Source organism: Micromonospora sp. WMMA1976 (genome assembly GCF_027497335.1).
In the GTDB taxonomy this organism is placed as follows: Bacteria; Actinomycetota; Actinomycetes; order Mycobacteriales; family Micromonosporaceae; genus Micromonospora; species Micromonospora aurantiaca.
The window spans coordinates 6,084,720-6,108,830 of the sequence record NZ_CP114912.1 but is presented as its reverse complement, the minus strand read 5'-3'; the positions used below and the strand labels follow the sequence as shown (position 1 = coordinate 6,108,830).

General features: G+C 73.0%; 24 protein-coding genes and 2 tRNA genes. 17 read left to right on the top strand and 9 right to left on the bottom strand.

Features of this window, described 5'->3' with window-relative positions; translation table 11 throughout:
- Nucleotides 1-306 precede the first annotated feature (306 nt).
- Nucleotides 307-1,455, top strand: coding sequence for a magnesium/cobalt transporter CorA (gene corA, locus O7546_RS28220; protein WP_281600238.1), 1,149 nt, complete (start codon nt 307-309; stop codon nt 1,453-1,455).
- Nucleotides 1,456-1,552: 97 nt separating this feature from the next.
- Here corA and O7546_RS28215 read toward each other — a convergent pair whose 3' ends face one another.
- Entirely contained in the window at nt 1,553-2,374 is an 822-nt protein-coding gene (locus O7546_RS28215) for a hypothetical protein (protein ID WP_269697832.1), read from the bottom strand.
- An 84-nt stretch (nt 2,375-2,458) separates the two neighbouring features.
- On the opposite strand from O7546_RS28215, the gene O7546_RS28210 reads away from it, so the two are divergent.
- Both O7546_RS28210 and O7546_RS28205 read left to right on the top strand, forming a co-directional pair.
- Nucleotides 2,459-2,989: a peptidylprolyl isomerase gene (locus O7546_RS28210; protein ID WP_194800379.1), complete on the top strand. Its 531-nt coding sequence runs from the start codon at nt 2,459-2,461 to the stop codon at nt 2,987-2,989.
- 25 nt (nt 2,990-3,014) lie between these two features.
- Complete coding sequence (locus O7546_RS28205; protein ID WP_181726503.1) at nt 3,015-3,956, top strand: rhomboid family intramembrane serine protease; 942 nt, start codon at nt 3,015-3,017, stop codon at nt 3,954-3,956.
- 3 nt (nt 3,957-3,959) lie between these two features.
- Here O7546_RS28205 and O7546_RS28200 read toward each other — a convergent pair whose 3' ends face one another.
- Complete coding sequence (locus O7546_RS28200) at nt 3,960-4,391, bottom strand: PH domain-containing protein (protein ID WP_194800380.1); 432 nt, start codon at nt 4,389-4,391, stop codon at nt 3,960-3,962.
- A gap of 99 nt (nt 4,392-4,490) precedes the next feature.
- Between O7546_RS28200 and O7546_RS28195 the strand changes: the two genes are divergently transcribed.
- From O7546_RS28195 to O7546_RS28170, 6 genes are all read left to right on the top strand, one after another.
- Nucleotides 4,491-5,663 (top strand): acetyl-CoA C-acyltransferase, encoded by a 1,173-nt coding sequence (locus tag O7546_RS28195; protein WP_013289257.1) that lies wholly within the window; start codon nt 4,491-4,493, stop codon nt 5,661-5,663.
- Between the two features lie 108 nt (nt 5,664-5,771).
- Nucleotides 5,772-6,284 carry a hypothetical protein gene (locus tag O7546_RS28190; protein ID WP_281600237.1) on the top strand — a complete coding sequence of 171 codons (513 nt, stop codon included), beginning with the start codon at nt 5,772-5,774 and terminating at the stop codon, nt 6,282-6,284.
- Nucleotides 6,285-6,352: 68 nt separating this feature from the next.
- Nucleotides 6,353-7,036, top strand: a complete 684-nt coding sequence (locus O7546_RS28185; RefSeq protein ID WP_194800383.1) for a response regulator transcription factor — start codon at nt 6,353-6,355, stop codon at nt 7,034-7,036.
- A gap of 16 nt (nt 7,037-7,052) precedes the next feature.
- Complete coding sequence (locus O7546_RS28180) at nt 7,053-8,435, top strand: HAMP domain-containing sensor histidine kinase (protein WP_348651247.1); 1,383 nt, start codon at nt 7,053-7,055, stop codon at nt 8,433-8,435.
- 57 nt (nt 8,436-8,492) lie between these two features.
- Nucleotides 8,493-9,080: a hypothetical protein gene (locus tag O7546_RS28175; protein WP_269697831.1), complete on the top strand. Its 588-nt coding sequence runs from the start codon at nt 8,493-8,495 to the stop codon at nt 9,078-9,080.
- A gap of 79 nt (nt 9,081-9,159) precedes the next feature.
- Nucleotides 9,160-9,870, top strand: coding sequence for a glycosyltransferase family 2 protein (locus O7546_RS28170; protein ID WP_135242490.1), 711 nt, complete (start codon nt 9,160-9,162; stop codon nt 9,868-9,870).
- A 67-nt stretch (nt 9,871-9,937) separates the two neighbouring features.
- On the opposite strand, the gene O7546_RS28165 is transcribed toward O7546_RS28170, so the two are convergent.
- Entirely contained in the window at nt 9,938-10,813 is an 876-nt protein-coding gene (locus tag O7546_RS28165; protein WP_281601192.1) for a transketolase, read from the bottom strand.
- Nucleotides 10,814-10,827: 14 nt separating this feature from the next.
- Nucleotides 10,828-11,511, bottom strand: a complete 684-nt coding sequence (locus tag O7546_RS28160; protein WP_194800386.1) for a transketolase — start codon at nt 11,509-11,511, stop codon at nt 10,828-10,830.
- Between the two features lie 46 nt (nt 11,512-11,557).
- Between O7546_RS28160 and soxR the strand changes: the two genes are divergently transcribed.
- Nucleotides 11,558-12,010 (top strand): redox-sensitive transcriptional activator SoxR, encoded by a 453-nt coding sequence (gene soxR, locus O7546_RS28155; protein WP_194800387.1) that lies wholly within the window; start codon nt 11,558-11,560, stop codon nt 12,008-12,010.
- Nucleotides 12,011-12,012: 2 nt separating this feature from the next.
- On the opposite strand, the gene O7546_RS28150 is transcribed toward soxR, so the two are convergent.
- Nucleotides 12,013-12,987: an NAD(P)H-quinone oxidoreductase gene (locus tag O7546_RS28150; RefSeq protein WP_194800388.1), complete on the bottom strand. Its 975-nt coding sequence runs from the start codon at nt 12,985-12,987 to the stop codon at nt 12,013-12,015.
- 183 nt (nt 12,988-13,170) lie between these two features.
- Between O7546_RS28150 and O7546_RS28145 the strand changes: the two genes are divergently transcribed.
- The 3 genes from O7546_RS28145 to O7546_RS28135 all read left to right on the top strand — a co-directional run bounded on the left by O7546_RS28145 (nt 13,171) and on the right by O7546_RS28135 (nt 14,961).
- Nucleotides 13,171-13,260, top strand: a tRNA-Ser gene (locus tag O7546_RS28145).
- A gap of 437 nt (nt 13,261-13,697) precedes the next feature.
- Complete coding sequence (locus O7546_RS28140; RefSeq protein WP_194800389.1) at nt 13,698-14,387, top strand: DNA alkylation repair protein; 690 nt, start codon at nt 13,698-13,700, stop codon at nt 14,385-14,387.
- A 40-nt stretch (nt 14,388-14,427) separates the two neighbouring features.
- Entirely contained in the window at nt 14,428-14,961 is a 534-nt protein-coding gene (locus O7546_RS28135; protein WP_194800390.1) for a YbhB/YbcL family Raf kinase inhibitor-like protein, read from the top strand.
- A 32-nt stretch (nt 14,962-14,993) separates the two neighbouring features.
- Here O7546_RS28135 and O7546_RS28130 read toward each other — a convergent pair whose 3' ends face one another.
- Nucleotides 14,994-15,704 carry a class I SAM-dependent methyltransferase gene (locus O7546_RS28130; protein WP_194800391.1) on the bottom strand — a complete coding sequence of 237 codons (711 nt, stop codon included), beginning with the start codon at nt 15,702-15,704 and terminating at the stop codon, nt 14,994-14,996.
- 208 nt (nt 15,705-15,912) lie between these two features.
- On the opposite strand from O7546_RS28130, the gene O7546_RS28125 reads away from it, so the two are divergent.
- On the top strand, nt 15,913-17,691 hold the full coding sequence (locus O7546_RS28125) for a hypothetical protein (RefSeq protein ID WP_281600236.1): 1,779 nt from the start codon (nt 15,913-15,915) through the stop codon (nt 17,689-17,691).
- 4 nt (nt 17,692-17,695) lie between these two features.
- On the opposite strand, the gene O7546_RS28120 is transcribed toward O7546_RS28125, so the two are convergent.
- On the bottom strand, nt 17,696-18,478 hold the full coding sequence (locus O7546_RS28120) for a hypothetical protein (RefSeq protein WP_281601191.1): 783 nt from the start codon (nt 18,476-18,478) through the stop codon (nt 17,696-17,698).
- A 321-nt stretch (nt 18,479-18,799) separates the two neighbouring features.
- On the opposite strand from O7546_RS28120, the gene O7546_RS28115 reads away from it, so the two are divergent.
- Nucleotides 18,800-20,332, top strand: a complete 1,533-nt coding sequence (locus O7546_RS28115; protein WP_194800393.1) for a peptide deformylase — start codon at nt 18,800-18,802, stop codon at nt 20,330-20,332.
- A 68-nt stretch (nt 20,333-20,400) separates the two neighbouring features.
- Here O7546_RS28115 and O7546_RS28110 read toward each other — a convergent pair whose 3' ends face one another.
- Nucleotides 20,401-21,522, bottom strand: a complete 1,122-nt coding sequence (locus O7546_RS28110; protein ID WP_281600235.1) for a globin domain-containing protein — start codon at nt 21,520-21,522, stop codon at nt 20,401-20,403.
- 122 nt (nt 21,523-21,644) lie between these two features.
- Here O7546_RS28110 and O7546_RS28105 point away from each other — a divergent pair, with 122 nt between their 5' ends.
- Complete coding sequence (locus O7546_RS28105; RefSeq protein WP_281600234.1) at nt 21,645-22,418, top strand: CPBP family intramembrane glutamic endopeptidase; 774 nt, start codon at nt 21,645-21,647, stop codon at nt 22,416-22,418.
- A gap of 100 nt (nt 22,419-22,518) precedes the next feature.
- Here the strand turns inward: O7546_RS28105 and O7546_RS28100 are convergent, their stop codons facing one another.
- Complete coding sequence (locus O7546_RS28100) at nt 22,519-23,340, bottom strand: hypothetical protein (RefSeq protein ID WP_269697828.1); 822 nt, start codon at nt 23,338-23,340, stop codon at nt 22,519-22,521.
- Nucleotides 23,341-23,985: 645 nt separating this feature from the next.
- Between O7546_RS28100 and O7546_RS28095 the strand changes: the two genes are divergently transcribed.
- Nucleotides 23,986-24,076 (top strand) — tRNA-Ser (locus O7546_RS28095).
- Nucleotides 24,077-24,111: the final 35 nt, after the last annotated feature.

Sequence of the window (24,111 nt, the reverse complement as noted above, 5' to 3'; positions counted from 1 at the left end):
GGTTCGGCACTCCCGCCGGACCGGCCGGCACCCCCACAATGCTGCGAGTGCCGCTCACCTTCTGCCGGTGACCAGCCCGCACGCCGGACGACCGGCCGGGCCGGCGGCACGCCCAGCATCACTCCCGCCCCCAAGGGGTGCCGGGTGGGCCGTGTCGCCCCTCACCCCCCTGACGCGGCCCGGCCCGCCCGGCGCCGCCGCGTGACGCCCGTCGCAACCACCAGTCCCCCGCACCCGCGGCCGCGCTGCGCTTCCCGCCGGTCGGCGTAACCTGCAAGCCGCAGCTTCAGGGGAAGGGGGCGAGAGATGACGGACCGGGTGGCACGCGACCGAACCGCCGGCACCGACGGCAGCCGGGCCCTGCGCCCCCGCGCCTGGTCGGCCCCGGTACGCGCGATGTCCCGCATCCTCAACGCGGACGGCTCCCCGCGTACGCCCCGGCCGGCCGGCCCGGAACGCAGCGGCATCGTCGACTGCGGGCTGTACGTCGACGGCGAGCGCCGCCCCGGCCGCCCCGGGTACGCCGAGGCCCTGGCCGCCGCCCGGCAGGAACGCGACGGCTTCGTCTGGCTCGGCCTGCACGAGCCGGACCTGACCGAGATGACCGAGATCGCCGCCACCTTCGGCCTGCACGAGCTGGCGGTGGAGGACGCGGTCAAGGCCCAGCAGCGCCCGAAGCTGGAACACTTCGGCGAGATCGTCTTCCTGGTGCTGCGTACCGCCCGCTACTGCGAGCACGCCGAGCTGACCGAGAACTCCGAGGTGGTGGAGACCGGCCAGGTGATGCTCTTCATCGGGCCGCACTTCGTGATCAGCGTGCGGCACGGCGACGCCTGCCGGCTGGCGCCGGTTCGCGCCGACCTGGAGGCGAAGCGGGACCTGCTGCGGCACGGCCCGTGGGCGGTCGCGTACGCGATCACCGACCGCGTGGTGGACCTCTACCTGGAGGTGGCCGACCGGCTGGAGGACGACCTCGACGTGCTGGAGGCGGACGTCTTCGACAGGCAGAGCAGCGGCCGGATCCAGCGGATCTACCAGATGAAGCGGGAGCTGGTCGAGTTCAAGCGGGCGGTGGTGCCGTTGCAGCGCCCGCTGATCACGCTCACCTCGCAGGTCAACCGTGCGGTGCCGCAGGAGGTACGGCGTTACTTCCGCGACGTGCAGGACCACCTCAGCCGCACCGTCGAGCAGGTGAACTCCTACGACGACCTGCTCAACTCGATCCTCCAGGCCCGGCTGGCCCAGGTCACCGTCGACCAGAACAACGACATGCGCAAGATCGCCGCGTGGGCCGCGATCGGTGCGGTGTGGACGGCGATCGCCGGCATCTACGGCATGAACTTCGACAACGTGCCCGAGCTGAAATGGACGTACGGCTATCCGGGCGTCTGGGCGCTGATGCTCGTGGCGTCCTTCACGCTCTACCGTCTGTTCCGCCGCAACGGCTGGCTGTAACCGCAGCGTCACGGCGGGCCGCCGCGCCGCCCGTACACGCGGAAGCGCCGGCCACGCGGGTCGCCCCGCGTGCCGGCGCTGATCCGACGGTACGAGGTCAGCGGCGGCCGCCGGCCTTCGCGGCGTTCTTGCCGGCCTGGACGGCCTTGGTGATGTCGTCGGCCGGGCGGCCGGAGACGTCCCGGGCGCCCTCGGCGACGGAGGGGACCTGGTCGGTCGGGTGGATCACCGGCTGGCTGCCGGAGGTGGCGGTCGACGCGCTGCTGCCCTTGGCCACCGCCGAGGAGCCGGCGCCGGTCGGGCCGGCCTGCGTCACCTTCGCGCTCGCGTCCGGGGTCTCCACCACGATCGTGTCCACGTCCTCCCGCATCGGCTCCAGCTTGTCCCGACCGCTCGCGCCGAGCGTGCCGGTCGGGTCGTACTCGGCCCACTCCTGCTGCTCGCGGCGGCGGCGCATGGCCATCGCACCGGCCAGGCCGGCGACGGTGCCGGCCACCATCAGGCCCGCGGTCATGCCCCGCGACCTGCGCTGCTTCTTCTTTCCGGCCTTCATGTTCTTCGCCTTCTTGGTCATCGCGGCCTGCTTCTTGGCCATCACCTTGCGGCCGTCCGACGCCTTGCCGGCGGCCTCGACCCGGGCGTTGCGCACGGCCAGCAGAACCGGCGCGAGCGCCGCGGCGGTCGACGCGAACCCGCTGGAGGCGCGGTCCCGGACCAGGACCGCGGTCGGCGCGACGGCGACCCGGGCTGCCTGGACCCGCGGGCCGACAGTGGCGCCGGCACCCTTCGCCGCGTGCGTGGCGGCCTGCCTCAGGTGACCGATGCCCTGGTTCAACTCGACCTTCGCGAGCTGGCCCTGGGTCTTTCGCCGCCCGATTCCAAACACGGTCCCACCTCCTGGGAGTTGTTCCTTCGTCATCCTCCACCTTCGAATGCCTCCGCATGGCCAGATCGGGCACATGGGAGGATCCGCAAGGAACTGAACTACGAGTGAGGAGTACCCGTGGCCGAGGCTGTCTACGCCACCTTGCACACCAACGCCGGCCCGATCCGGCTGGAGCTCTTCCCGAACCACGCGCCGAAGACCGTCCGCAACTTCGTGGAGCTGGCCGAGGGCACCCGGGAGTACATCGACCCGCGTACCGGTCAGCCGGGCAGCGGGCCGTACTACGACGGCACCGTCTCGCACCGCGTGATCAGCGGTTTCATGATTCAGATGGGCGACCCGACCGGCACCGGCCGCGGTGGTCCGGGCTACAAGTTCGCCGACGAGTTCCACCCCGAGCTGCGCTTCGACCGGCCGTACCTGCTGGCGATGGCGAACGCCGGGCCGGGCACCAACGGCTCGCAGTTCTTCATCACGGTGTCGCCCACGCCACACCTGAACAACCGGCACACCATCTTCGGCCAGGTGGCCGACGAGCAGTCCGCGAAGGTGGTCGACTCGATCGCCAACACCCCGACCGGCCCGAGCGACCGGCCGCTGCAGGACGTGGTGATCGAGCGGGTCGAGATCGAGCACAAGCAGTCCTGAGCGGCACGCGGGTACCTTTGCTCGCATGACTGAGCGCTCCGGCCAGCCAGGCGACGCCACCGGGGGTCCGGTGCCGACCACTCCGGTCTGCTACCGGCACCCCGGCCGGGAGACGTACATCCGGTGCACCCGGTGCGACCGGCCGATCTGCACCGAGTGCATGCGCGACGCGTCCGTCGGCCACCAGTGCCCGGAGTGCGTCGCCGAGGGCCGCCGCAGCGTGCGGCCGGCGCGTACCGCCTTCGGTGGCGGTGCCGCCGGCCGCCAGGGCAACGTCACGAAGGCGCTGATCGCGCTGAACGTGGTGATGATGCTGCTGTCCATCCTCTCGGCCCGCAGCGGGACCGCGGTGGCCGGCGGTGGCCTGGGCGGCCTGATGGGCAACGGGACGCCGCTCACCGAGTGGGGTGCGGTGCTCGGCCTGGCGCGCTTCCCTGACGGGCACGTCGGCGGGGTGGCCGACGGCGAGTGGTACCGGCTGGTCACCGCCATGTTCCTGCACTACGGCGTGCTGCACCTGCTGCTGAACATGTGGGCGCTCTGGGTGCTCGGCCGGACGCTGGAGGCGGTGCTCGGGCCGCTGCGTTTCCTGGCGCTCTACCTGCTCGCCGGGCTCGGCGGCAACGTCGCCGCGTACGTCTTCACCGAGCCGAACCGGTTCACGGCCGGCGCCTCGACCGCCGTGTTCGGCCTGTTCGCCGCCGTCTTCGTGATCATGCGGCGGCTCGGCCGGGACACCTCGGCGATCGTGCCGATCCTGGTGATCAACCTGATCTTCACGTTCACCGTGCCGAGCATCTCGGTGGCCGGGCACCTCGGCGGTCTGGTGGCCGGCGCGCTGGTGGCGCTGGTCCTGGCGTACGCGCCACGGTCACGGCGCACCGTGTTCCAGGTGGCGGGCTGCGCGATCGTGCTGGTCGCACTGATCGGCCTGACGCTCGTCCGCACCGCCGCCCTGCTCGGCTGAGCCTCAGCGCGCGGGGCGGGCCTCGTCCAGCGCCGCGGCCACCTCGTCCAGCGGGGCGTCCAGGTCGCGGCGGCCGAACAGGTGCAGCGACTCTCCGGCGTCGATCTCCAGCGTCTCGGCGGTGATCCCGCGCCGGCTGCGCCGGTCCAGACGGATCGCCTCCACGGCGTCCCACGGCAGCCGGCGCCGCCCGGCGAACCCCCGCAGCACGGTGAGCCCGTCCCTGTCGACGGCGAGGCGGACCGGGGCGACCACGTCGCGCAGCGCCCAGGCGAGCAGACCGGCGGCGGCCAGGCCGGCGAGCGCCGGCCGGACGGGGTCACCGCCGGCGAAGACCAGCCCCAGGGCCACGAGCGCGAGCGCGCCCACCGCCTTGAGCACCGGCACCTCGCGCGGTACCCGCCACTGCCTGATCGGCGGCGACTGTGGATCCATCCGCTCAGCATGCCAGCCGCACCTGCCGCACACCGGGGGAGGACGACCGGTCGGATCAGCACGTAGGATCGGGGCAAGCGAGGTTACCGGGGAGTAGACATGAGTGACGCGGTCATCGTCGGCGCGGTACGGACCCCGGTCGGGCGGCGCAAGGGCAGCCTCGCCGGAGTGCACCCGGTCGACCTCTCGGCGCACGTGCTGCGCGCGCTCGCCGAGCGCACCGGCATCGACCCGGGCCAGGTCGACGACGTCGTGTGGGGCTGCGTGTCGCAGGTCGGCGAGCAGTCCTGGAACGTGGCCCGCAACGCGGTGCTCGCGGCCGGCTGGCCGGAGTCGGTCCCCGGCACCACGCTCGACCGCCAGTGCGGGTCCAGCCAGCAGGCGCTGCACTTCGCCGCCGCGACGGTCCTCTCCGGCCAGGCCGACCTGGTCGTCGCCGGTGGCGTCGAGTCGATGACCCGGGTGCCGATGGGTTCCAGCGTCGCCGGTGGCATGCCGTTCAGCGCGGCGATCCTGGAGCGCTACCGCGGCGTCGAGGGCGTCGCGGAGGATTCGCCACTGCCGTTCAACCAGGGCGTCGGGGCCGAGCTGATCGCGCAGCGGTGGCGCTTCTCGCGTACCCAGCTCGACGAGTTCGCGCTGGCCAGCCACGAGAAGGCGGCCGCCGCGCAGGACGCGGGCGCGTTCGAGGCCGAACTCGCCCCGGTGGCGCTCGCCGACGGCGGCAAGTTCTCCGCCGACGAGGGCATCCGCCGCGACACCTCGCTGGCCAAGCTGGGCGAGCTGGCCACCCCGTTCCGCGCCGACGGCGTGGTCACCGCCGGGTCCGCGTCGCAGATCTCCGACGGCGCCGCCGCGCTCGCGGTCACCACCGCCGAGTGGGCCAGCCGGCACGGCCTGCGCCCGCTGGCCCGGGTGCACACCGCCGTGGTCGCCGCCGACGACCCGGTCACCATGCTCACCGCGCCGATCCCGGCCACCGCGAAGGCGCTGCGCCGCGCGGGGCTGGGCATCGAGGAGATCGGGGTGTACGAGGTGAACGAGGCGTTCGCCCCGGTGCCGCTGGCGTGGCTGGCCGAGACCGAGGCGGACCCGGAGCGGCTCAACCCCCGGGGCGGGGCGATCGCGCTCGGTCACCCGCTCGGCGGGTCCGGCGCGCGGATCATGACCACGATGCTCCAGCACATGCGGGACAACGGCATCCGCTACGGCCTGCAGACCATGTGCGAGGGCGGCGGCATGGCCAACGCCACGATCGTCGAGCTGCTCTGATCCGACGGGCCGCCGGTGTCGCACCGCGGGTGCGACTTGCACGTGTGGAAGTTCCAGAAATCGGGCGTGACCCATATCACCCCTGGTCATCGGCTCGTTGGACCGGGCATGGACGTGTTCTCGCGAACGTTCCTCCCGGCCGCCGCCGAGACCGGCCTGGCGACCCAGACCGTCACCCGGCACATGCCGGTGTTCCGCCGGTGCGTCGGCTCCGGCGACGCGACCATCCTGGTCACCCGGTGCAGCCGCCCGGACGACCCGGTGGGCGGCGACTACCTGATGCTCCTCACCCACCGGCGGCTGGTGGTCACCCGGCAGACCCGGGTGCTGCACCGGCTGCGCCTGCACCTCAACACCGAACTGCGCGAGCTGAGCAACGTGACGTGGAGCCCCGACGCCCGCGCGCACAGCGTGGAGCTGGCGGCCACCGCGATCGACGGGGTGCGCGAGCGCTTCGTCCTGCGTGCCCACCACCCGAAGCAGGTGTGGCAGCTCGACGCGCTGCTCAACCACGCCTTCCGCACCCGCCTGCGTACGCCGGCCGAGCGGGTGGTGGCGACCATCGGTGAGCCGGCGGCGGGCGCCCGCCCGACGGTGCTGCGGCCCGCCCCGGCCCGCTGACCTTCTCCTTACCTGATCCGAACATTTCCTGACCGGCCCGCCGGTCGCCGGTCGGTCATCATGAGCCGGTGACCACCGCCGCCCCGCCCGGGCTCGTCCTCGTGGTGGAGGACGAGCCGGCCATCGCCGACCTGGTCCGGCTCTACCTGACCCGGGACGGGTTCGGCGTACACCTGGAACGTGACGGCGAGGCCGGGCTGGCCGCCGCGCGGCGCCTGCGCCCGGTGGCCTGCGTGCTCGACATCGCGTTGCCCGGCCTGGCCGGCACCGAGATCTGCCGCCGGCTGCGCGCGGCCGGCGACTGGACGCCGGTCATCTTCCTCACCGCCCGCGACGACGAGGTGGACCGTGTCGTCGGGCTGGAACTGGGCGCCGACGACTACGTCACCAAGCCGTTCAGCCCGCGCGAACTGCTCGCCCGGCTGCGGGCGGTGCTGCGCCGCACCGCGGGCGTGCCCGCCGAGCAGCCCCGCACGCTCGGCGCCGTCACGCTCGACCCGGCCCGCCGCACGGTGACCGCCGCCGGTACGCCGGTGCAGCTCACCTCCACCGAGTTCGACCTGCTGGCCCACCTGATGGCGCGGCCCGGCCGGGTGTTCACCAGGGAGGAGCTGCTGGCGGGCGTGTGGGGGTACGCGGCGCACGCCGGCACCCGGACCGTCGACGTGCACGTGGCGCAGGTGCGGGCCAAGCTCGGCCCGGACAGCGTGATCCGCACCCACCGGGGCGTCGGGTACGCCGCCGATGCCTGACCAGCCGACCCGACCGATGCCGCGCCGACCCGGGCGGACGCTCACCGCCCGCGCCGTGCTCGCCACCTGCGCGGTGGCGCTGGTGTCGGTGCTCGTCACCGCGCTCGTCGCGGTGCCCCTCGCGGTACGCGGCGCGGAACGCCGGGACCAGGAGGCGCTCGCCGCCCAGGCCCGGCTCGCCGCCGACGTGCTCCGGGTACGGCCGGCACGCCAGCGCGACGGCGCCGGGGACCGGCTCATCCGGCAACTACGCCAGCAGCAGATCGAGGTGTACGTGATCCGGGACGGCCGGGCCGACCGGCCGGGCCTGCCCCGACCGCTCGTGACGCGGGTCGCCGGCGGCGAGAACGTCTCCGGCCGGCGGCTCGTCGACGGGGAACGCCGGCTGGTCGAGGCGCGGGCGCTGCCCGGCGGGGACGGTGTGGTGCTGACCCGGGCCCGCAGCGCCGCGCCCTGGCGGCAGGTGCTGCGGGGACTCTGGTTGCCGCTGCTCGCCGGGCTCGCCGCCGGGGCCGCCGCCGGACTGCTGCTCGCCCGCCGGCTGGCCCGGCCGATCCGTACCGCGGCCACCGCCGCCGCGCGGCTGCGTGCCGGGGACCGGGCGGTCCGCGTACCGGTCGAGCCGCCCGACGAGGTGGCCGACCTGGCGTACGCGCTGAACGGCCTCGCCGCCGCGCTCGCCACGAGCGAGGGGCGGCAGCGCGAGTTCCTGCTCTCCGTCTCGCACGAGTTGCGGACCCCGCTCACCGCCATCCGCGGCTACGCCGAGGCGCTGGCCGACGGCGTGATCGAGGCCGACGCGGTGCCGGCGACCGGCCGGACCGTGCTCGCCGAGGCCGAACACCTGGACCGGCTGGTCCGCGACCTGCTGGCGCTGGCCCGGCTGGAGGCGGTCGACTTCCCCCTGGAACCGGTGCCGGTCGACCTGGCCGGGCTCGCCGCCGACGCGGAGCGCGCCTGGTCCGGCCGGTACGCGGCGCTCGGGGTGCCGTTCCGGCTGGAGACGCCGGGTGTGCCGGTGCCGGCGTACACCGATCCGGGCCGGATCCGGCAGGTGGTGGACGGGCTGCTGGAGAACGCGCTGCGGGTCGTACCGCCGGGGGCGCCGGTGGTGCTCGCGGTCCGCGCCGACGGCCCGGCGGGCGGCGGGGTGCTGGAGGTCCGGGACGGCGGGCCCGGCTTCACCGACGACGACCTGCGGGTGGCGTTCGAGCGCGGTGCGCTGCACGAGCGGTACCGGGGCGTGCGCAAGGTGGGCAGCGGACTCGGCCTGGCGCTCGCCGCCGGGCTGGTCCGCCGGCTCGGCGGGGACATCGCCGCCGGGCACGCCCCGGAGGGCGGGGCCGCGTTCACCGTCCGGGTGCCGCCGGATCCTTACGCGGCTCGAACATCGGCTTGACCGTCTCCTCGCATCGGTGCGGAACGCTCGGGTCGTCACCGCGAGAGAGGACCACTGATGGCACGTCAGCGAATCGTCACCGGCGCCACCGCACTGCTCGCCGCGGCCGCGCTCGGGCTCGCCGGGTGCGGCGCGGCCCGGCCCGGCGCGGCACCGGACGACGCGGTCGAGGTGAGCGCGGCCCTGGGTACGGAGGGTCAGGCGCTCGCCGCGCTCGGCGTCGACGCCGGAGAACTGGACGTGGATCCGCTGGCCGCGCCGGCGCCCTCCGGCAGCCCGAAGGCCGGGCCGGGCGGCGAGGGCGAGCGGGCGAAGCAGGGACACCAGCGGCACCGGGCGCGGGTGCTGCTGCGGCGCAACACGCTGCACGGCGAGGCGGTGGTGCGGACCAGGGACGGCGGCACGAAGACCGTCACGGTCCAGCGCGGCGAGGTGACGGCGATCGACGACAGGTCGATGACCGTCAAGTCCACCGACGGCTTCACAGTGACGTGGACGTTCGGCGAGAAGCTGCGGGTGGTCGAGCGCCGGACCACGATCCGATCGAGCGACATCAAGATCGGTACGACGGTCGGGGTGGCCGGCGCCAAGGAGGGCGACCGGAGCGTGGCCCGGCTCGTGGTCGTACCACTTCGCCAGGAATAGGGTGCCCGGGCTGTCGTGACCTGAGCAATGTGCCAGGCTACGCTATGCCCCGACCTGCCATCGCCTCCGTGGAGATTCCGTGAAGCTCTCGATCCTCATGCCGGTCTACAACGAGGAAGAACGTATCGCGGATGCCCTCAAGCAGGCATTGGCGGTGGACTACCCCTGCGAGATCGAGCTCGTCGTCGTGGACGACGGCAGCCGGGACGGCACCGGCGAGGTTCTCGGCCGCGTGGACGACGCCCGCCTGCGGGTGATCACCCATCAGCGCAACGCCGGCAAGGGCGCGGCCATCAAGACCGCCGTCGACAGCGCCGAGGGTGAGTACATGGTCATCCTCGACGCCGACCTGGAGTACGACCCGCAGGACATCCCGCGCCTGCTGGAGCCGGTGCTCGACGGCCGGGCGACCGTCGTCTACGGCAATCGGACCTTCGGCAGCCACAGCTCGTACAGCTTCTGGTACGTGATGGGCAACAAGGGCGTCACGCTCGCCGCGAACGTGCTCTACAACTCCTACATCGGCGACCTGGAGACCTGCTTCAAGCTGATGCCGCTGGAGCTGTACCGCTCGCTGCAGGTCCGCTCCCGCGGCTTCGGCATGGAGGCGGAGGTCACCGGCAAGCTGCTGCGCCGCCGCATCCGCCCGTACGAGGTGCCGATCAGCTACCGCGCCCGGGGCCGCGAGGAGGGCAAGAAGATCACCTGGAAGGACGGCGTCGAGGCGATCTGGATCCTGGCCCGCGAGCGCGCCCGCCGCCGCCCGGCCGGTCCCGCCGCCGCGCACTGAGCCGTCGACGGAACTCCGCGAGCCCGGCACGAGCCGAGGTCGCGGGGTTCCGTCGTGTCCGGGCCGCTCAGGTGAGGAACGCGTCGACCGAGCGGCGCAGCCCGGCGGCGTCCAGGCCGTGCCAGCGTTCGTGGTCCTCGGCGCTGCCGTAGCGGCGCAGGTCCTTACGGCCCACGCCGAGCGCCAGCAGCCGGTGCGGCCGGTCGGCGAGCGCCTCCGACACCACCCGCGTCGAGGTGCCCGCCAGGTACGGCTCGACCACTATCACCTCGGTCGCGGCGAGCGCCCGCAGCCCGGCGGTGTCGAACGGCCGGGGCCGGTGGGTGTACGCCACGGTGACCGGGCGGTCGGCCGTCGCAGCCACCGCCGCGTCGAGCACCGGACCGACGGCCACCAGCAGCGGCGCGCCCGGCCCGGCGTCGCGCACCACATGCAGGTCACCCGCCTGCGGGTACGCCTGCGCGTTGGCCTGGATGGACAGCCGCAGGTACGCCGAGTCCTGCCCGCACACGACGTCGCGCAGCAGTGGCCGGACCTCGTCCGGGTGCCCCGGCACGTGCACCGTCCAGCCGTCGAGCGTGTCCAGCAACGCCACGTCCGCCGGCCCGAGGTGGGTGCGTCCCGCCGCCGCGCGATCGTACGAGCCGCCGATGCCGACGAGCACCGCGCCGACGTCCTGGTGGTCGAGGTCCAGCTTGATCTGCTCGTACGCCCGCTCGACCAGGAACGGGGCGTAGCTGTGCACGATCGGCCGCTGGCCGGTCAGCGCCAGCCCACCCGCGACCCCGATCATCAGCTGCTCGCGGATGCCCACGTTGACGACCCGGTCCGGGTAGCGGGCGGCGGCCGGCTCGAACGCGGCGGCGGAGATGTCGGCGAGCACTACTGTCGTCCGCGGATCGGCGAGCACCTCCTCGGTGCTGGTGACGAACGAGTCCCGCATGGTGCTGCTCATTCTCACTCCCCGTCCGTGACGACCGCGACGACGACGTGCGGCCGGTGACCGTCGTGCCCGGTGAGGGCGGCGTGCAGGGCGTCGTGGTCGCGCCCGTCGACTGTTGCGGCGCTCCACCCGTTCACCGTGAACCGGCTCGCCGCGCCGCCCGGCCAGCCGTACGTGGCCGAGCGGTTGTCCACCACGATCGCGGTGAGGTTGTCCAGCCCGGTCGCGCCCGCGTACGCGATCGCCTCGTGGTTGGAGCCCTCGTCCAGTTCGGCGTCGCCGAGCAGTACGTACACCCGGGGTCCGGTGCGGCCCCGGGCCCGGAGCCCGAGCGCGGTGCCCACGCCCAGCCCGAGCCCGTGGCCCAGCGAACCGGAACCGATCTCCACACCCGGCACGAGTGTGCGGTCCGGGTGGTCGCCGAGCCGGCTCGCCGGGCCGCCCTGGTCGTCGAGCCACTCGGCCGGCAGGAAGCCGCGGGCGGCGAGCAGCGCGTAGTACCCGGCGACCGCGTGGCCCTTGGAGAGCAGGAAGCGGTCCCGGTCCGGGTCGTCCAGGGTGGCCGGGGTGATCCGGAGCACCCGGTCGTAGAGCACCTGGAGCACGTCGAGCGTCGAGTACACGTTGGCGCCGAACTCGCGGCCGGCGCGCACCCGATCCAGGAACGCGCCCAGGTCGGTGGCGGTGGTCGTCGTCATACCGATAGCCTCGGACTTGAAGCGAACTTCAACTCAAGGCCGTGTGATGCACGAAGCAACACTGACCATCGGACAGCTCGCCGACCGCAGCGGCGTCGCCGCCTCGGCGCTGCGCTACTACGAGCGGCTCGGCCTGATCCACGCCGCCCGCACCGGCGGGAACCAGCGCCGCTACGCCCGCACCGAGCTGCGCCGGGTCGCGTTCATCCGGATCTCCCAGCAGGTCGGCGTCTCGCTGGAGGAGATCCGGGCGGCGCTCGACTCGCTGCCGGCGGGGCGTACCCCCACCCCCGACGACTGGGCCGCGCTGTCCCGCGCCTGGCGGGACCGGCTGGACGAGCGGATCCGGCTGCTAGGCAAGCTCCGCGACGACCTGGACGGCTGTATCGGCTGCGGCTGCCTGTCGTTGCAGCGCTGCACGCTCTACAACCCCGGTGACTCACTCGCCGCCGAGGGCCCCGGCCCGCGCCTCATGCTCCCGCGCCCCGGCCAGGGCTGACCTCACCGGACCAGCAGCACCTTGCCCAGGTGGTCGTTCGTCTCCACCAGGCGGTGCGCGGCGGCGGCGTCGGCCATGTCCACCCGGGCGTGCACCACCGGCCGGATCCGGCCCGCCTCCACCAGGGGCCACACCTGCTCCCGTACGCCCCGGGCAATAGCCGCCTTCTGCTCGACCGGGCGGGACCGCAGCGCGGTCGCGTGCACCGCTGCGCGCTTCGCCAGCAGCATCCCCAGGTCGAGTTCGCCCTTGCGGCCGCCCTGCATGCCGATCACCACGAGCCGCCCGCCGGTCGCCAGCGCGGCCACGTTCCGGGGCAGGTAGGAGGCGCCCATGATGTCCAGGATCACGTCCGCGCCCCGGCCGTCGGTGATCCGGCGTACCTCGTCGACGAAGTCCTGCTCGCGGTAGTCGATCGTGTGCGCGGCGCCCAGCTCCCGCAGCCGGTCGTGCTTCGCCGAGCGGGCGGTCACCACCACCGTCGCGCCGAGCGCCACGCCGAGCTGGATCGCGAACGTGCCGATCCCGCTGCCGCCGCCGTGCACCAGCAGCGTGTCGCCCTCGGCCAGCCGGGCCAGGTCCACCACGTTCGACCAGACCGTGCAGGCCACCTCCGGCAGCGCCGCCGCGTCGACCAGATCCACCCCGGCCGGCACCGGCAGCAACTGCCCGGCCGGCACCGCGACCTGCTCGGCGTAGCCGCCGCCGGCGAGCAGCGCGCACACCTCCTGGCCCACCGACCAGCCGGTCACGCCGGGACCGAGGGCACGCACCGTCCCCGAGCACTCCAGACCGGGGTACGCGGACGCGCCCGGCGGCGGCGGGTAGTGCCCCTGCCGCTGCAACAGGTCGGCCCGGTTCACCGCGCTCGCCCGCACCTCCACGATCACCTCGCCGGGACCGGGCTCCGGGTCCGGCACATGGGTCCAGACGAGCGCCTCGGGTCCGCCGGGTTCCGTGATCGTGATCGCGCGCATGACTCAGTCTTACCCGATCCGCCCGTCGCCGCGCAGGTGCACCGCCCGGGGCAGCCGCCTCGCCGGCCCTTCGGCCACTGTGGACCTGCCGGCGGCCATGATTCGGAGGTGGGACGGCGGCTTGCCCGGTACGGCGTTCGTGGCAGACTGGTCCCCGGTCGCGCACCCCTCGGGGGCGTGCCGGGAGGGTTCGCCTAGTGGCCGATGGCGCTGGTCTTGAAAACCGGTAAGGCAGCGATGTCTTCGTGGGTTCGAATCCCACACCCTCCGCCAGTAGTTGATCGCCTTTCACACAGCTCAGCCCATGCTCCAGGGGCGGAAGTAGTCGGCTGGTGGGCGGCCCCGCCGGGCGTGTCGGCTGGAGAGAAGTCATGACCTCTACGGCTTATGCCTCTCAGGCATAAATATGACCGAGAGGCATAAGCCTTAACGAGAGATGTTCTTTCTCCCGGGGCGCCGAGCATCAGACGTCGATGCTGCAACCGCGACTGCCAGCCGCCTCTCCGATCCCCCACTCCCCGATCACCCGTTACTGGGTCGTTGAGGGCAAGCGCGCATCCGTCGGTCAGCCCGGCATCACGACCAGCGCGACGGATATGGGATGCCGTGATGTGGCGACGGCACGACACGGCAGGGCGGCGGAGGGGAGAAACAGCGGGAGCGTCGCGCCGGTCGTAGGCTGCGGGTCGCGGCGACGGTGGGAGGCCGGATTGGCGGAGACGACGACGATGGCCGGGGTGACGGCCGAGCTGGCCTCGCTCGACGACCCGAAGATCCGTGCGATCAACGAGCGGCACGGCGACGACCACGGGGTCAACCTGGGCAAGCTGCGGGCGGTCGCCAAGCGGCTGAAGACGCAGCAGGAGCTGGCCCGCGAGCTGTGGGCGACCGGCGACAGCGCGGCGCGGCTGCTGGCGATGCTGATCTGCCGGCCGAAGGCGTACGGGCGGGACGAGCTGGACGCGATGCTGCGCGAGGCGCGGACGCCGAAGGTGCACGACTGGCTCGTGAACTACGTGGTGAAGAAGAGCCCGCACGCCGAGCCGCTGCGCCTGGCCTGGTCGGCCGATCCCGATCCGGTCGTGGCGAGCGCCGGCTGGGCGCTGACCACCGAGCGGGTGGCGCGGAACCCGGACGGGCTGGACCTGGCCGGTCTGCTCGACGTGATCGAGGCGGAGATGGCGGATGCGCCGGAGCGCCTCCAGTGGGCGATGAACCACTGCCTGGCGCAGATCGGGATCGAGCACGCCGCGTACCGGGACCGCGCGATCGGCATCGGTGAGCGGCTCGGGGTGCTGAAGGACTATCCGACGCCGCCCGGGTGCACGTCGCCGTACGCGCCGGTCTGGATCAACGAGATGGTGCGCCGGCAGCACGGTGGCGCGGACAACGGGGTATGAAGGGGCGCAGGACATTCGCGTACCCGGAAGGACCGTTTCGATGACCCTGGAACGACCGATCGCCCCGGACCCGTACGAGCTGCTGCCGACGGTGCCGTCGTTCGACCTCACCAGCGACGACGTGCACAACGGCGAGCCGATGGACGCGCGGTACGCGCACGGCAGCACCGGCGGCGAGAACGTCTCACCGCAGCTGTCCTGGTCGGGCTTCCCGGCCGAGACCAAGAGCTTCGTGGTCACGTGCTTCGACCCGGACGCCCCGACCGGCAGCGGCTTCTGGCACTGGGTGCTGGTGAACCTGCCCGTGTCCGTCACCGAGCTGCCCACCGGCGTGCGTGAGGCCGACCTGGACGGCGCGTTCAGCGTCCGCAACGACTACGGCGACACCGGCTACGGGGGCGCGGCGCCGCCGGCCGGGGACCGTCCGCACCGGTACGTGTTCGCGGTGCACGCGGTGGACGTGGACCGCCTCGACATCCCCGCCGGGGCCAGCCCGGCCTTCGTCGGCTTCAACCTGGCGTTCCACACCCTGGCTCGGGCGGTCATCCGCCCCACGTACCAGATCAAGGAGTGACCGGCGGCCGGGGGCCGTCGCGGCCCCCGGCCTCAGGCCGGTACGCGGGCGACAGCGAAGACGGACTGGCCGAACGGCGGCCGGACGCGCTGCTCGGCGGCCTTGGTGACCGGCAGCACGAGCGTGTCGTACACCTTGACCATCGGGCCCTCCTTCGGCATCAGCCGGAAGACCTTGGTGGCCATGAAGTAGCCGATCAGGCCGAGCGCGTTGGCGTAGTGGATCCGCTCGACGGTGAGGCCCGCCTCGGTCATCGCCGCGGCGAGCGTCTTCTTCGTGTAGCGGCGGACGTGGCCGGTGGCGATGTCGGCGGGGCTCATGGCGAACTGGAACGCCGGCACGATGATGACCACGGCGCCGCCGGGGCGGACCAGATCCCGCATGCTGCGCAGCGCGCCCACGTGGTCGTCGATGTGCTCCAGCACGTTGTAGGACACGGCCGCGCTGTAGTCACCGCGCTCGTGGTGCGGGAGCAGCATCTGCCGGACCTCGACGCCGGGGTGGTCGGACAGCCGCTCCTTGAGCTGGATCAGCCGGTCCGGGTCGGCCTCGGTGGCGGTGATCCGGGGTGCGTACGCCGCCCAGGCGGAGGCGTAGTCGCCGAGGCCACTGCCGATCTCGATCGGGTTGTCACCGAGGTAGGGCACCGCCAGTTCGACGAACCACTGCCGGTGGTTGACAGCCGTTGCCAGGCCTTCGAGCACCTCGGACTGGACGCGCTGATCCCCAGTGATTTCTGCCATGCGTCGATTCCTCACGATATGACTGACCCGCGCCTGGACCGTCAGAGTCAACCATCTGGATGGCTGAGGGGGAAATCGGGGGACGGAGGGGGGCCGAATTGTGATCCGGAGGGGTGCCTGTTCGGCGTTCGGCGAACTCGGCACATAGTACGTGATTCCCCGGAACATTGCACGTGCCCGCCATACCCTGACTACGCTCTGAAATGTCATGACTACTCCGGAAAGCGGCGCGAGTACGCCGAAATCGGGGCAGGGTAGGCGGATCGACGCGCTCGCCGTGCTCAGCTTCGTGCTGCTCGCGTTCTGGGTGACCGCTCGACTATGGGTCGATCCGCGCAATGGCATTCGGGACAATCGGACAGATCAGGCGCAATTCGAATGGATGATGGCGCATGGTGCTCGCGTCGTCACTGATTTCGCCTATCCGTTCACCTCGGACCGGATGAATGTGCCGGATGTCGTCAATCTCATGGCTAATACGTCCGTATTATCCGTTTCATTGCCGCTGACCCCGATAACGCTCTGGGCAGGTCCGCGCTGGTCCTTTCTGATTTTCCTCACTCTCGGGCTCGCCGCCACCGGCGTGTCCTGGTATTTCCTGCTCTCCCGAGTTGTCGTGAAGTCCCGCGGTCCGGCGTCGCTGGGTGCCGCCTTCTGCGCGTTCGCGCCGGCGATGATCTCGCACGCCAACTCGCACCCCAACATCGTCAGCCAGTTCGTGGTGCCGCTGATCATCTGGCGGACGCTGCGCCTGGCCGAACCCGGCCGGTGGCTGCGCAACGGCGTCCTGCTCGGCCTGGTGATCGTCTGGCAGGCGTTCCTCAACCTGGAGATCCTGCTGATGACCGCGATCGGGCTCGGCGTGGTGGTGCTCGCGTTCGCCCTCGGCCGTCCCGCGCTGCGCTCGGCGGTCCGCCCGTTCGCCGCCGGGCTCGCTGTGGCCGCGGTGGTCGCCGGGGCGCTGCTCGCGTACCCGCTCTGGGTCCAGTTCTTCGGCCCCGGCGCGTACAGCGGGCTCTCCACGCTGATCCGCGGCTACTCCACCGACCTCGCCGCGTACGTGGCCTGGTCCCGGGAGTCGGTGGCGGGCGATGCCCGGGGCAGCGAACCGCTGGTCAAGAACGCCACCGAGGAGAACGCGTTCTTCGGCTGGCCGCTGGTGGTCCTGGTGGTCGCGCTGGTCTGGTGGATGCGCCGCAACGCGGTGGTGCTCGGGCTGGCTGCGGTCGGGCTCGTGTTCGTGCTCTTCTCGCTCGGCCGGGAGATCCGCTACGACGGAGAGGACACCGGCATCCCCGGCCCGTGGGCGGCGCTGGAGAACCTGCCGGTCCTGCACTCCGTGGTGCCCACCCGCTGGTCGCTCGCGCTCACCCCGATCATCGGCGTGCTGCTCGCGCTCGGCGCCGAGCGGGTCCGGGAGTTGGCCGTACGACACCCGGACGCGCGCGGCCAGATCCGGTTCGCCACCGTCACCGTGCTCGCCATGGCGCTGGTGCCGATCCTGCCCACCCCGCTGCCCGCGAAGCGCCTCGACCCGACCCCGGCGTTCGTCACCTCCGGCGCCTGGCGCCCCTACGTCGCCGACGGGCGGAGCATCGTCACGCTGCCGCTACCCGACACCACGTACGCGGTCCCGCTGCGCTGGTCCGCCGAGACCCGGCTGGACATGCCGCTGGCCCGCGGCTACTTCCTGTATCCGGACACCCGCCCCGGCGGGGACCGGATCGCCCTCTTCACCGCGCCGCCGCGTCCCACCAGCACGTTCTTCGAGACGGTACGGCGCACCGACGCGGTTCCGCCGATCACGCCGCAGGACCGGGTGGCCGCCGTGGACGACCTGCGCTACTGGCGGGCCGGCGCGGTGATCCTCGACCCCCGGCTGCCGCAGGCCGAGGCGCTGCGCCGGGCGATGACGGAGCTGAGCGGGATCACGCCGACGCGTACCGGCGGGGTGTGGTTGTGGGACGTCCGGCCGCTGGCCGGCTGAGCGGTCAGCCCTGGCGGACGCAGCAACCCTGGCACACCTTGGGCCGGGGCAGCGTGAACGCCAGGCAGCAGGTGCGCCGCTGCACCGTCGGCTCGCCGGCCGGGCCGGGCACCAGCTCGACCAGGTCGCTCAGGTCGAGCGCGGTGAGCAGCGTGCCGACGGCCGCGGTGGCCGAGCCGGGCAGGGCGTCCGACGCGCGCAGGACGCCGTGCGCGATGCCGGAGGCCACCGAGCCGAGCAGCGTACGGGTGCCGATCCGGACCTCGCCCTGGATGGCGCCGATCAGCGGCGCGAAGTGGGCGTCGAGCAGGGACGCGCGCAGCGCGCCGAGCAGCGCCGCCTCGTCCGGGACCACAAGTACGCCCGGAGCTCCGGCGAGAGCCAGCGGGTCGCTCGGCAGCACCGCCACCGGGGTGGAGGCGCGCAGCCCCAGCGTGAGGAGCTGGTGGTGGTCCTCGAAGTGCACGAGCACGTCGGCCGGGTCGAGCAGCGGCACCCGGCGGGCGGACGCCCAGCCGAGCACGGCGGGGAGCGCGGTCCAGTAGCTGTAGGACTTCCAGGCCAGCGCGGCACACGCGTGCGGGGTGCCGCCCCAGCGGCGCCCGGCGCGGGTCAGGAACTCGGACAGCAGCGCGCCGTCGATCAGGCGGGTGGCGGGGGACCAGCGGTCCAGCTCGTCGTGCACAAGCAGGCCGGGCGCGAGCCCGGGCAGATCGTCGGTGCCGAACATGGCGCGCAGGGTCGCTGTCACCGGGGCGAGCGGGGTGGCGGCGTCGCGCCCCGCCATCACCGCAGTCACCTGGCCGTCCCCTGTCCTGTCGCCCTGCGGTCGGCGCGTGCCGTCGACCCAAGCTAAGGCTAGCCTAACCACCCTCCCGGCGGGAGGGGAAGAGATGCCGCGGTATCGAGGGGAGGCCCCCGTCACTCCACGGCCGTCGGGTACTACCCGGCCTCGGAGACGGAAAACGCCGCCGGAGAACCGGCGGCAGACGGCATAAGGATCGATGTGTGCCGCTGAAAAGTCAAGGTGAGTGTCGAATACGAGGCAGTTTCCGTACACGTTCGGCCACTCAACGTGAAAATGGTCTTCCCGCGTACGAGGAAGCTGATGACGACCTCACCGATCGAGCGTGCCGCCGACTCGTTCGCGGCCGAACTCGCCCGGCACCGGACCGGCCGAGGGCTGTCCAAGAAGCAACTGGCCACGATGATGGGCTTCGACCCGTCCTACGTCAGCCACGTCGAAGGCCGCCGGCACCGGCCCACCGAGGACTTCGCCCGCCGGGCCGAGGCCGTCCTGGAGGCCAGCGGCGCGATCTGGCAGCGCTTCCGGGAGTACGACGAGCTGCGGCACGGCCGCACCGGCGTGGCCCACCGCGACCCGCCCGTCCCCGGCCAGTGGCTGCCCCCGGGGACCGGCCTCGTGGTGGAACGGGAGGTCGCGACGCTCACCCACACCGGTGACGGCTACCACTGCGCGATCCGGCGGGAGCTGTACAACGCGGGCACCGAACCGGTCACCCGCTACCTGGTCCGGGTCGCCGTCGACCGCTACCCCAACGACCCCGGCCGCTCCAACCGGCACCACCGGGAACACCCGCTCACCTTCGCCGAGCTGCAACTCACCGCGTACCGGGACGACGGCAACGGACGCGAGCCGATGCACTGGCGGGCCAAACACGACCGGGACGCGTTCAAGGAGATCTGGCTGCTGTTCGAGAACGACGAGGGACGCTTCCCGCTCTACCCCGGCGACCGGGTCACCATCGAGTACGCGTACCGCGTCGGCCGGGACAAGTGGGGCCCCTGGTTCCAGCGGGCCGTACGCCTGCCCACCCGGCACCTGGCGGTGCGGCTCGACCTGCCCGCGGACCTCGACCCCAAGGTGTGGGGCGCGGAGACCTCGCTGTCGGCGGAGGAGGGGCCGCTGCGTACCCCGATCCAGCGTTCGGTGGACGGCGGCCGGGTGGTCTTCGACTGGGGGACCGACGACCCGCCGCTGAACGCCCGCTACCGGATGCAGTGGCGGTTCCGCAGCCCCGAGCCGGACGCCGAACCGGACAGCGCGCCCACCGGCGGCGCCCGGGTGCGGGCCAGCGACCGGATGCGCGCGGTGGGCATCGTGCAGCGCGGCGACGACCTGCTGCGGCAGCGGGCCCGCCAGTTCGACCTGCCGGCCGACGAGGCGCACGCCCGGCAGGTGATGGACCGGCTCGCCGCGATGCTGGTCCGGCTGGACGAGCTGCACCCGTTCAGCAAGGGCGTCGGCCTCGCCGCGCCCCAGCTCGGCATCGGCTGGTCGGCGGCGCTCGTGCGCCCGGCCGACCGGGCGGCCGATCCGGTGGTGCTGCTCAACCCCCGGGTGGTCGACGCCGCCGCCGAGACCGACGAGCAGTACGAGGGTTGCCTGTCCTTCTTCGACCACCGCGGCCTGGTGCCCCGGCCGCTGCGGATCGACGTGGAACACGCCCTGTGGGACGGCAGCCGGGTGATCACGTCCTTCGAGTACGCGATGGCGCGGCTGGTCGCGCACGAGATCGACCACCTGGAGGGGCGGCTCTACGTCGACCGCATGGCGCCCGGCGTGCCGCTGGTGCCGGTGGAGGAGTACCGCGAGACCGGCACCCCCTGGCGTTACTGATAAACGGGGGGCCGGGTCGCGTGCCCCAGGGGGCGGGGGCACGCGACCCGGCTCGGGGGGAGCAAGGTTCAGAGGTTGCCGAACGTGTCGTACCGGATGTGGTCCGGCGGGACGTCGTCGGCGGCGAGCGCCCGCAGGGTGGCCCGGACCATCGCGGCCGAGCCGGAGACGTAGCAGTCGTGCGTGGTCCACGGGCCGTACCGGGTGACCACCTCGGAGACGTCACCGAGTTCGCCGCCGAAGTCCGGGTCCTCGCTGCACGCCGGCGTCACCGACAACCACGGGTGGGACGCGACGAGGTCCTCCAGGCCGGGCAGCCCGTACAGCTCGTCCGAGCGGCGCGCGCCGTAGAAGACGTGCACCCAGCGCGTGCGGTTGACCCGGGTCAGCTCCTCCACCAGCGCCTTGATCGGCGCCAGGCCGACACCGCCGGCCACGCAGAGCACGTCCCGGGTGGACCCCGGATCAAGCGTCATCGAGCCCATCGGCGCGGCCACCCGCAGCAGGTCACCCGGCTTGGTACGGCGTACCAGCGCGCCGGACACCCACCCGGCCGCACCCGGTGGGGTCCGCACGTGGAACTCCAGCACGTTCTCCTCGTTCGGCGCGTTCGCCACCGAGTACGTCCGCCACACCCGCGGGTGGTAGCGCGGCACCTCCACGCTCACGTACTGCCCGGCCCGCCAGGGCAGCGGATCCTGGAGCGCGCGCACTGTCAGCACCGCGGTGTCCGGGCCGTGCCGCTCGTGCGTCAGCACCTCGGCGTGCCAGTACGGCGGGTTCTCGTCCGCCTCCGCGCCGGCCAGCATCCGCTCGCTGATGCCCGCGTACGCCTCCCGCCACGCCTGGTCGTACTCCAGGTTCCAGCCGTCCCCGGCGGTGCTGCGCAGCGCGTCGAGCAGCGCGACGCCCATCGTCGCGTAGTGCTCGGCCGACACGTGGTACTTGCGGTGGTCCCGGCCCAGCGCGCGGAGGTACTCGTCGAAGCTCTCCGGGTCGCCCACCGTCTGGGTGGCGGTGACGATGGCCTCCAGGATGCGGTCCCCCTGGCCGTTCATCTGCACCGGGAAGAGCTTGCGCAGCTCCGGATCGAGGAGGAACAGCCGGGCGTAGAAGTGACCGCTGAGCCGCTCCCGGTGCTCCTCGACCAGGGTCCAGCTCTCCTTCAGCAGCCGCGCGAAGTTCTCCACAGGGGCACGCTCCTTCTCCGTACGGGCGGATCGGCCCGCATAGAATGTCCACGGAGCGTGTACGCCGGTCGCACAGGCTGTGCGACCGTCCGGCCCGGTCACCGAAGTGCTTTCATGGTCCGGTGACGGTTGACGAGCTGGCCCGTCCGGTCTCCCGCCGGATGCTGGGCACCGAGACGCTGCTCGTGCTCGGTCTGTCCCTCGGCCAGTCGGCCGTGTACGCCCTGGTGTCCCTGATCGCGAAGCTCACCGCGACCGGCGGACTGTCCAAGCAGACCGCGGCCCTGAACACCTCCGCGTCGGCCCGGCCGTACCTCGACCTCACGTACCAGCTGCTCGGGATCGTCTTCGCGCTGCTGCCGGTGCTGCTCGCCGTACACCTGCTGGCGCGCGACCCCGGCGACCCGGCACGGACGCTCGGTGTCGACTTCCGCCGGCCCGGCTCGGACCTGGCCCGGGGCGCGGGCCTGACCGCGCTCATCGGCCTGCCCGGGCTGGCGCTGTTCTGGGCGGCGGCACAGCTCGGCCTGAACGCCACGCTGGTCCCGGCCGCGCTGCCGGACCTCTGGTGGACGGTGCCGGTGCTGATCCTCGCCGCCGTGCAGAACGCCGTGCTGGAGGAGGTGATCGTGGTCGGCTACCTGATCACCCGGCTACGGCAGCTCAACTGGCGGGTCGGTGCGGTGCTCGCCACGAGCGCGCTGCTGCGCGGCTCCTACCACCTCTACCAGGGCTTCGGCGCGTTCGTCGGCAACGCCGTGATGGGCGTGATCTTCGGGCTGTTCTACCTGCGCACCCGCCGGGTCGCCCCGCTGATCGTCGCGCACACGCTGCTCGACATCTTCGCGTTCGTCGGCTACGCGATGCTGCCGAAGTCCTGGTTCGACTGGCTCTGATCCGGCTGCCGGCCCGGCACGCGTTCCGTCCGCCGCCAGGTCGGGGAAGTGGCGGCATCGGGCCCCGCCTGACCACGCCAGCTCGCCGAACCGGTGTCGATCACACCCGATACCGGGCGACCGCCCGCGCGGCGAGGCGCTCCGCGGCTGCCGTACCGCCGGTCGCGGCCGCCAGCGCCGCCGCACCGGGCAGCAACCGGGCGGCCAACCGCAGCCCGAGCCAGCCACCCGCCTGCGCGGCCACCGGCGTGGCCAGCCGCCAGGCCGCCTCCGCCACCCGCCCCCACGGCCCGTCCGCCGGCGCGTCGGCAGCACGGGCCGCCGCCAGCGCCGCCCGCGCGGTGCCGTCATCCGGGTGCACCAGCGTGAGCACCAGCAGCTCGGCCGCCCGATCCGGGTGCGCCGGATCCCGCCCGTACGCAGCCGCCAGATGCAGCACCAGGTTCGCCTGCGTCCACAGCACCGACGCCAGCTCCGCGACCGGCGCGAACAACCCGGCGCCCGCCGCCAGCGCCCCACCCGTACCGGCCATCCGGACGAACCGCCGCGTCGCCAGCCGGGCCACCCCGTCGGCGTCCGCCTCCGGGTAGGCCCGACGGACCTGCTCCGCCCAGGCCGAGGCCCGCGGCCCGAGCGCGTCGACCGCCGCCAGGGCCAGCAGCTCCGGCGCGAACCCGGGGTGGTCGCGCAGCTGCGGCCCCACCGCCCGCCAGCCCGTTTCCGGGGTACGCGTGACGTCGGGTTGTCCGGGTGCCCGCGCGACGACCGTGCCGTGCGTCGTCTCGGCGGACTGCCCCGCGTGGGATGCCGTGGTGTCGGCGGCGGTGACCTCGATCTGTGGCGCTTCGTGTTCTGTGGGCTCCGGGGTAGTGATCGCCGTCTCCCGCCTCGGGGGCGACGCCTTCCGGGCGGCCTTCTTCACCGCCGGGGTCGCCTTCTTCGCGACCGGGGCGGCCTTCTTGGCGGCGGGAGCGCGACGCGTCCGTTTCGGCGCCTCTGCCCAGACCGGTGGCGACCCTGGTGCTGTCGGAGGCTCGACGGCTTGATCCTGTTCCGCCGTGACTGGCCTCTCATCGGTCGGGGCCGTGCCCTCCCCGGCGCTCGGCGGAGGTTGTGCGGCAGTCGTACCCGAAGGAGCCGTGGAAGCCTCCGGTGTGGCCTGCTCGGCGGGCGTACCCGGATCGGCTGGTGAGGGATCGGCGGCCGGACGCGGGCGCGGTGCCGGCGGTGCGGCGGTGGCCGGCGTCGGCGGCTGGAAGACGACAGTGGGCGCGGACCGGCGCGGACGCCGGGGCGGCGGTGTGTCGCTCGTCGCGTTCTCCGCGGCGGGATCCGGTGTCGGTGGGTTGAACGTCGGTCGTGGGGAGCGGCTCCGCCGGGCCTTGGGGGCGGGCTCGCGACGGGGCGGATCGCTCGGCGGCTGCTCCTGCATATCGATGGAGCGTAGCCGTGGACGTGATCCGGCACACGACGGAAACGCGGTGGCGAGGGCCGGTCCCGGTATCCGCTTTGCCCCGGGCGGGTGCGGGCCTGTATCCTCGGGCGCGGTGACCTCGTGGGTCACCAGGGAGACTTCGCCTAGTCTGGTCTATGGCGCCGCACTGCTAATGCGGTTGGGGTCTTAAAGCCCCTCCCGGGTTCGAATCCCGGAGTCTCCGCGCGAAAGCCGGTTGTGTAGACTGGCCGAGCACCA

What these genes read in the sequence shown, in the direction of transcription:
- corA (WP_281600238.1), top strand. Translation starts at nt 307, where the DNA reads ATGACGGACCGGGTGGCACGCGACCGAACCGCCGGCACCGACGGCAGC.
- O7546_RS28215 (WP_269697832.1), bottom strand. Translation starts at nt 2,374, where the DNA reads ATGACGAAGGAACAACTCCCAGGAGGTGGGACCGTGTTTGGAATCGGG.
- O7546_RS28205 (WP_181726503.1), top strand. Translation starts at nt 3,015, where the DNA reads ATGACTGAGCGCTCCGGCCAGCCAGGCGACGCCACCGGGGGTCCGGTG.
- O7546_RS28200 (WP_194800380.1), bottom strand. Translation starts at nt 4,391, where the DNA reads ATGGATCCACAGTCGCCGCCGATCAGGCAGTGGCGGGTACCGCGCGAG.
- O7546_RS28195 (WP_013289257.1), top strand. Translation starts at nt 4,491, where the DNA reads ATGAGTGACGCGGTCATCGTCGGCGCGGTACGGACCCCGGTCGGGCGG.
- O7546_RS28190 (WP_281600237.1), top strand. Translation starts at nt 5,772, where the DNA reads ATGGACGTGTTCTCGCGAACGTTCCTCCCGGCCGCCGCCGAGACCGGC.
- O7546_RS28180 (WP_348651247.1), top strand. Translation starts at nt 7,053, where the DNA reads ATGCCGCGCCGACCCGGGCGGACGCTCACCGCCCGCGCCGTGCTCGCC.
- O7546_RS28175 (WP_269697831.1), top strand. Translation starts at nt 8,493, where the DNA reads ATGGCACGTCAGCGAATCGTCACCGGCGCCACCGCACTGCTCGCCGCG.
- O7546_RS28165 (WP_281601192.1), bottom strand. Translation starts at nt 10,813, where the DNA reads ATGCGGGACTCGTTCGTCACCAGCACCGAGGAGGTGCTCGCCGATCCG.
- O7546_RS28160 (WP_194800386.1), bottom strand. Translation starts at nt 11,511, where the DNA reads ATGACGACGACCACCGCCACCGACCTGGGCGCGTTCCTGGATCGGGTG.
- soxR (WP_194800387.1), top strand. Translation starts at nt 11,558, where the DNA reads ATGCACGAAGCAACACTGACCATCGGACAGCTCGCCGACCGCAGCGGC.
- O7546_RS28150 (WP_194800388.1), bottom strand. Translation starts at nt 12,987, where the DNA reads ATGCGCGCGATCACGATCACGGAACCCGGCGGACCCGAGGCGCTCGTC.
- O7546_RS28135 (WP_194800390.1), top strand. Translation starts at nt 14,428, where the DNA reads ATGACCCTGGAACGACCGATCGCCCCGGACCCGTACGAGCTGCTGCCG.
- O7546_RS28130 (WP_194800391.1), bottom strand. Translation starts at nt 15,704, where the DNA reads ATGGCAGAAATCACTGGGGATCAGCGCGTCCAGTCCGAGGTGCTCGAA.
- O7546_RS28125 (WP_281600236.1), top strand. Translation starts at nt 15,913, where the DNA reads ATGACTACTCCGGAAAGCGGCGCGAGTACGCCGAAATCGGGGCAGGGT.
- O7546_RS28120 (WP_281601191.1), bottom strand. Translation starts at nt 18,478, where the DNA reads ATGGCGGGGCGCGACGCCGCCACCCCGCTCGCCCCGGTGACAGCGACC.
- O7546_RS28115 (WP_194800393.1), top strand. Translation starts at nt 18,800, where the DNA reads ATGACGACCTCACCGATCGAGCGTGCCGCCGACTCGTTCGCGGCCGAA.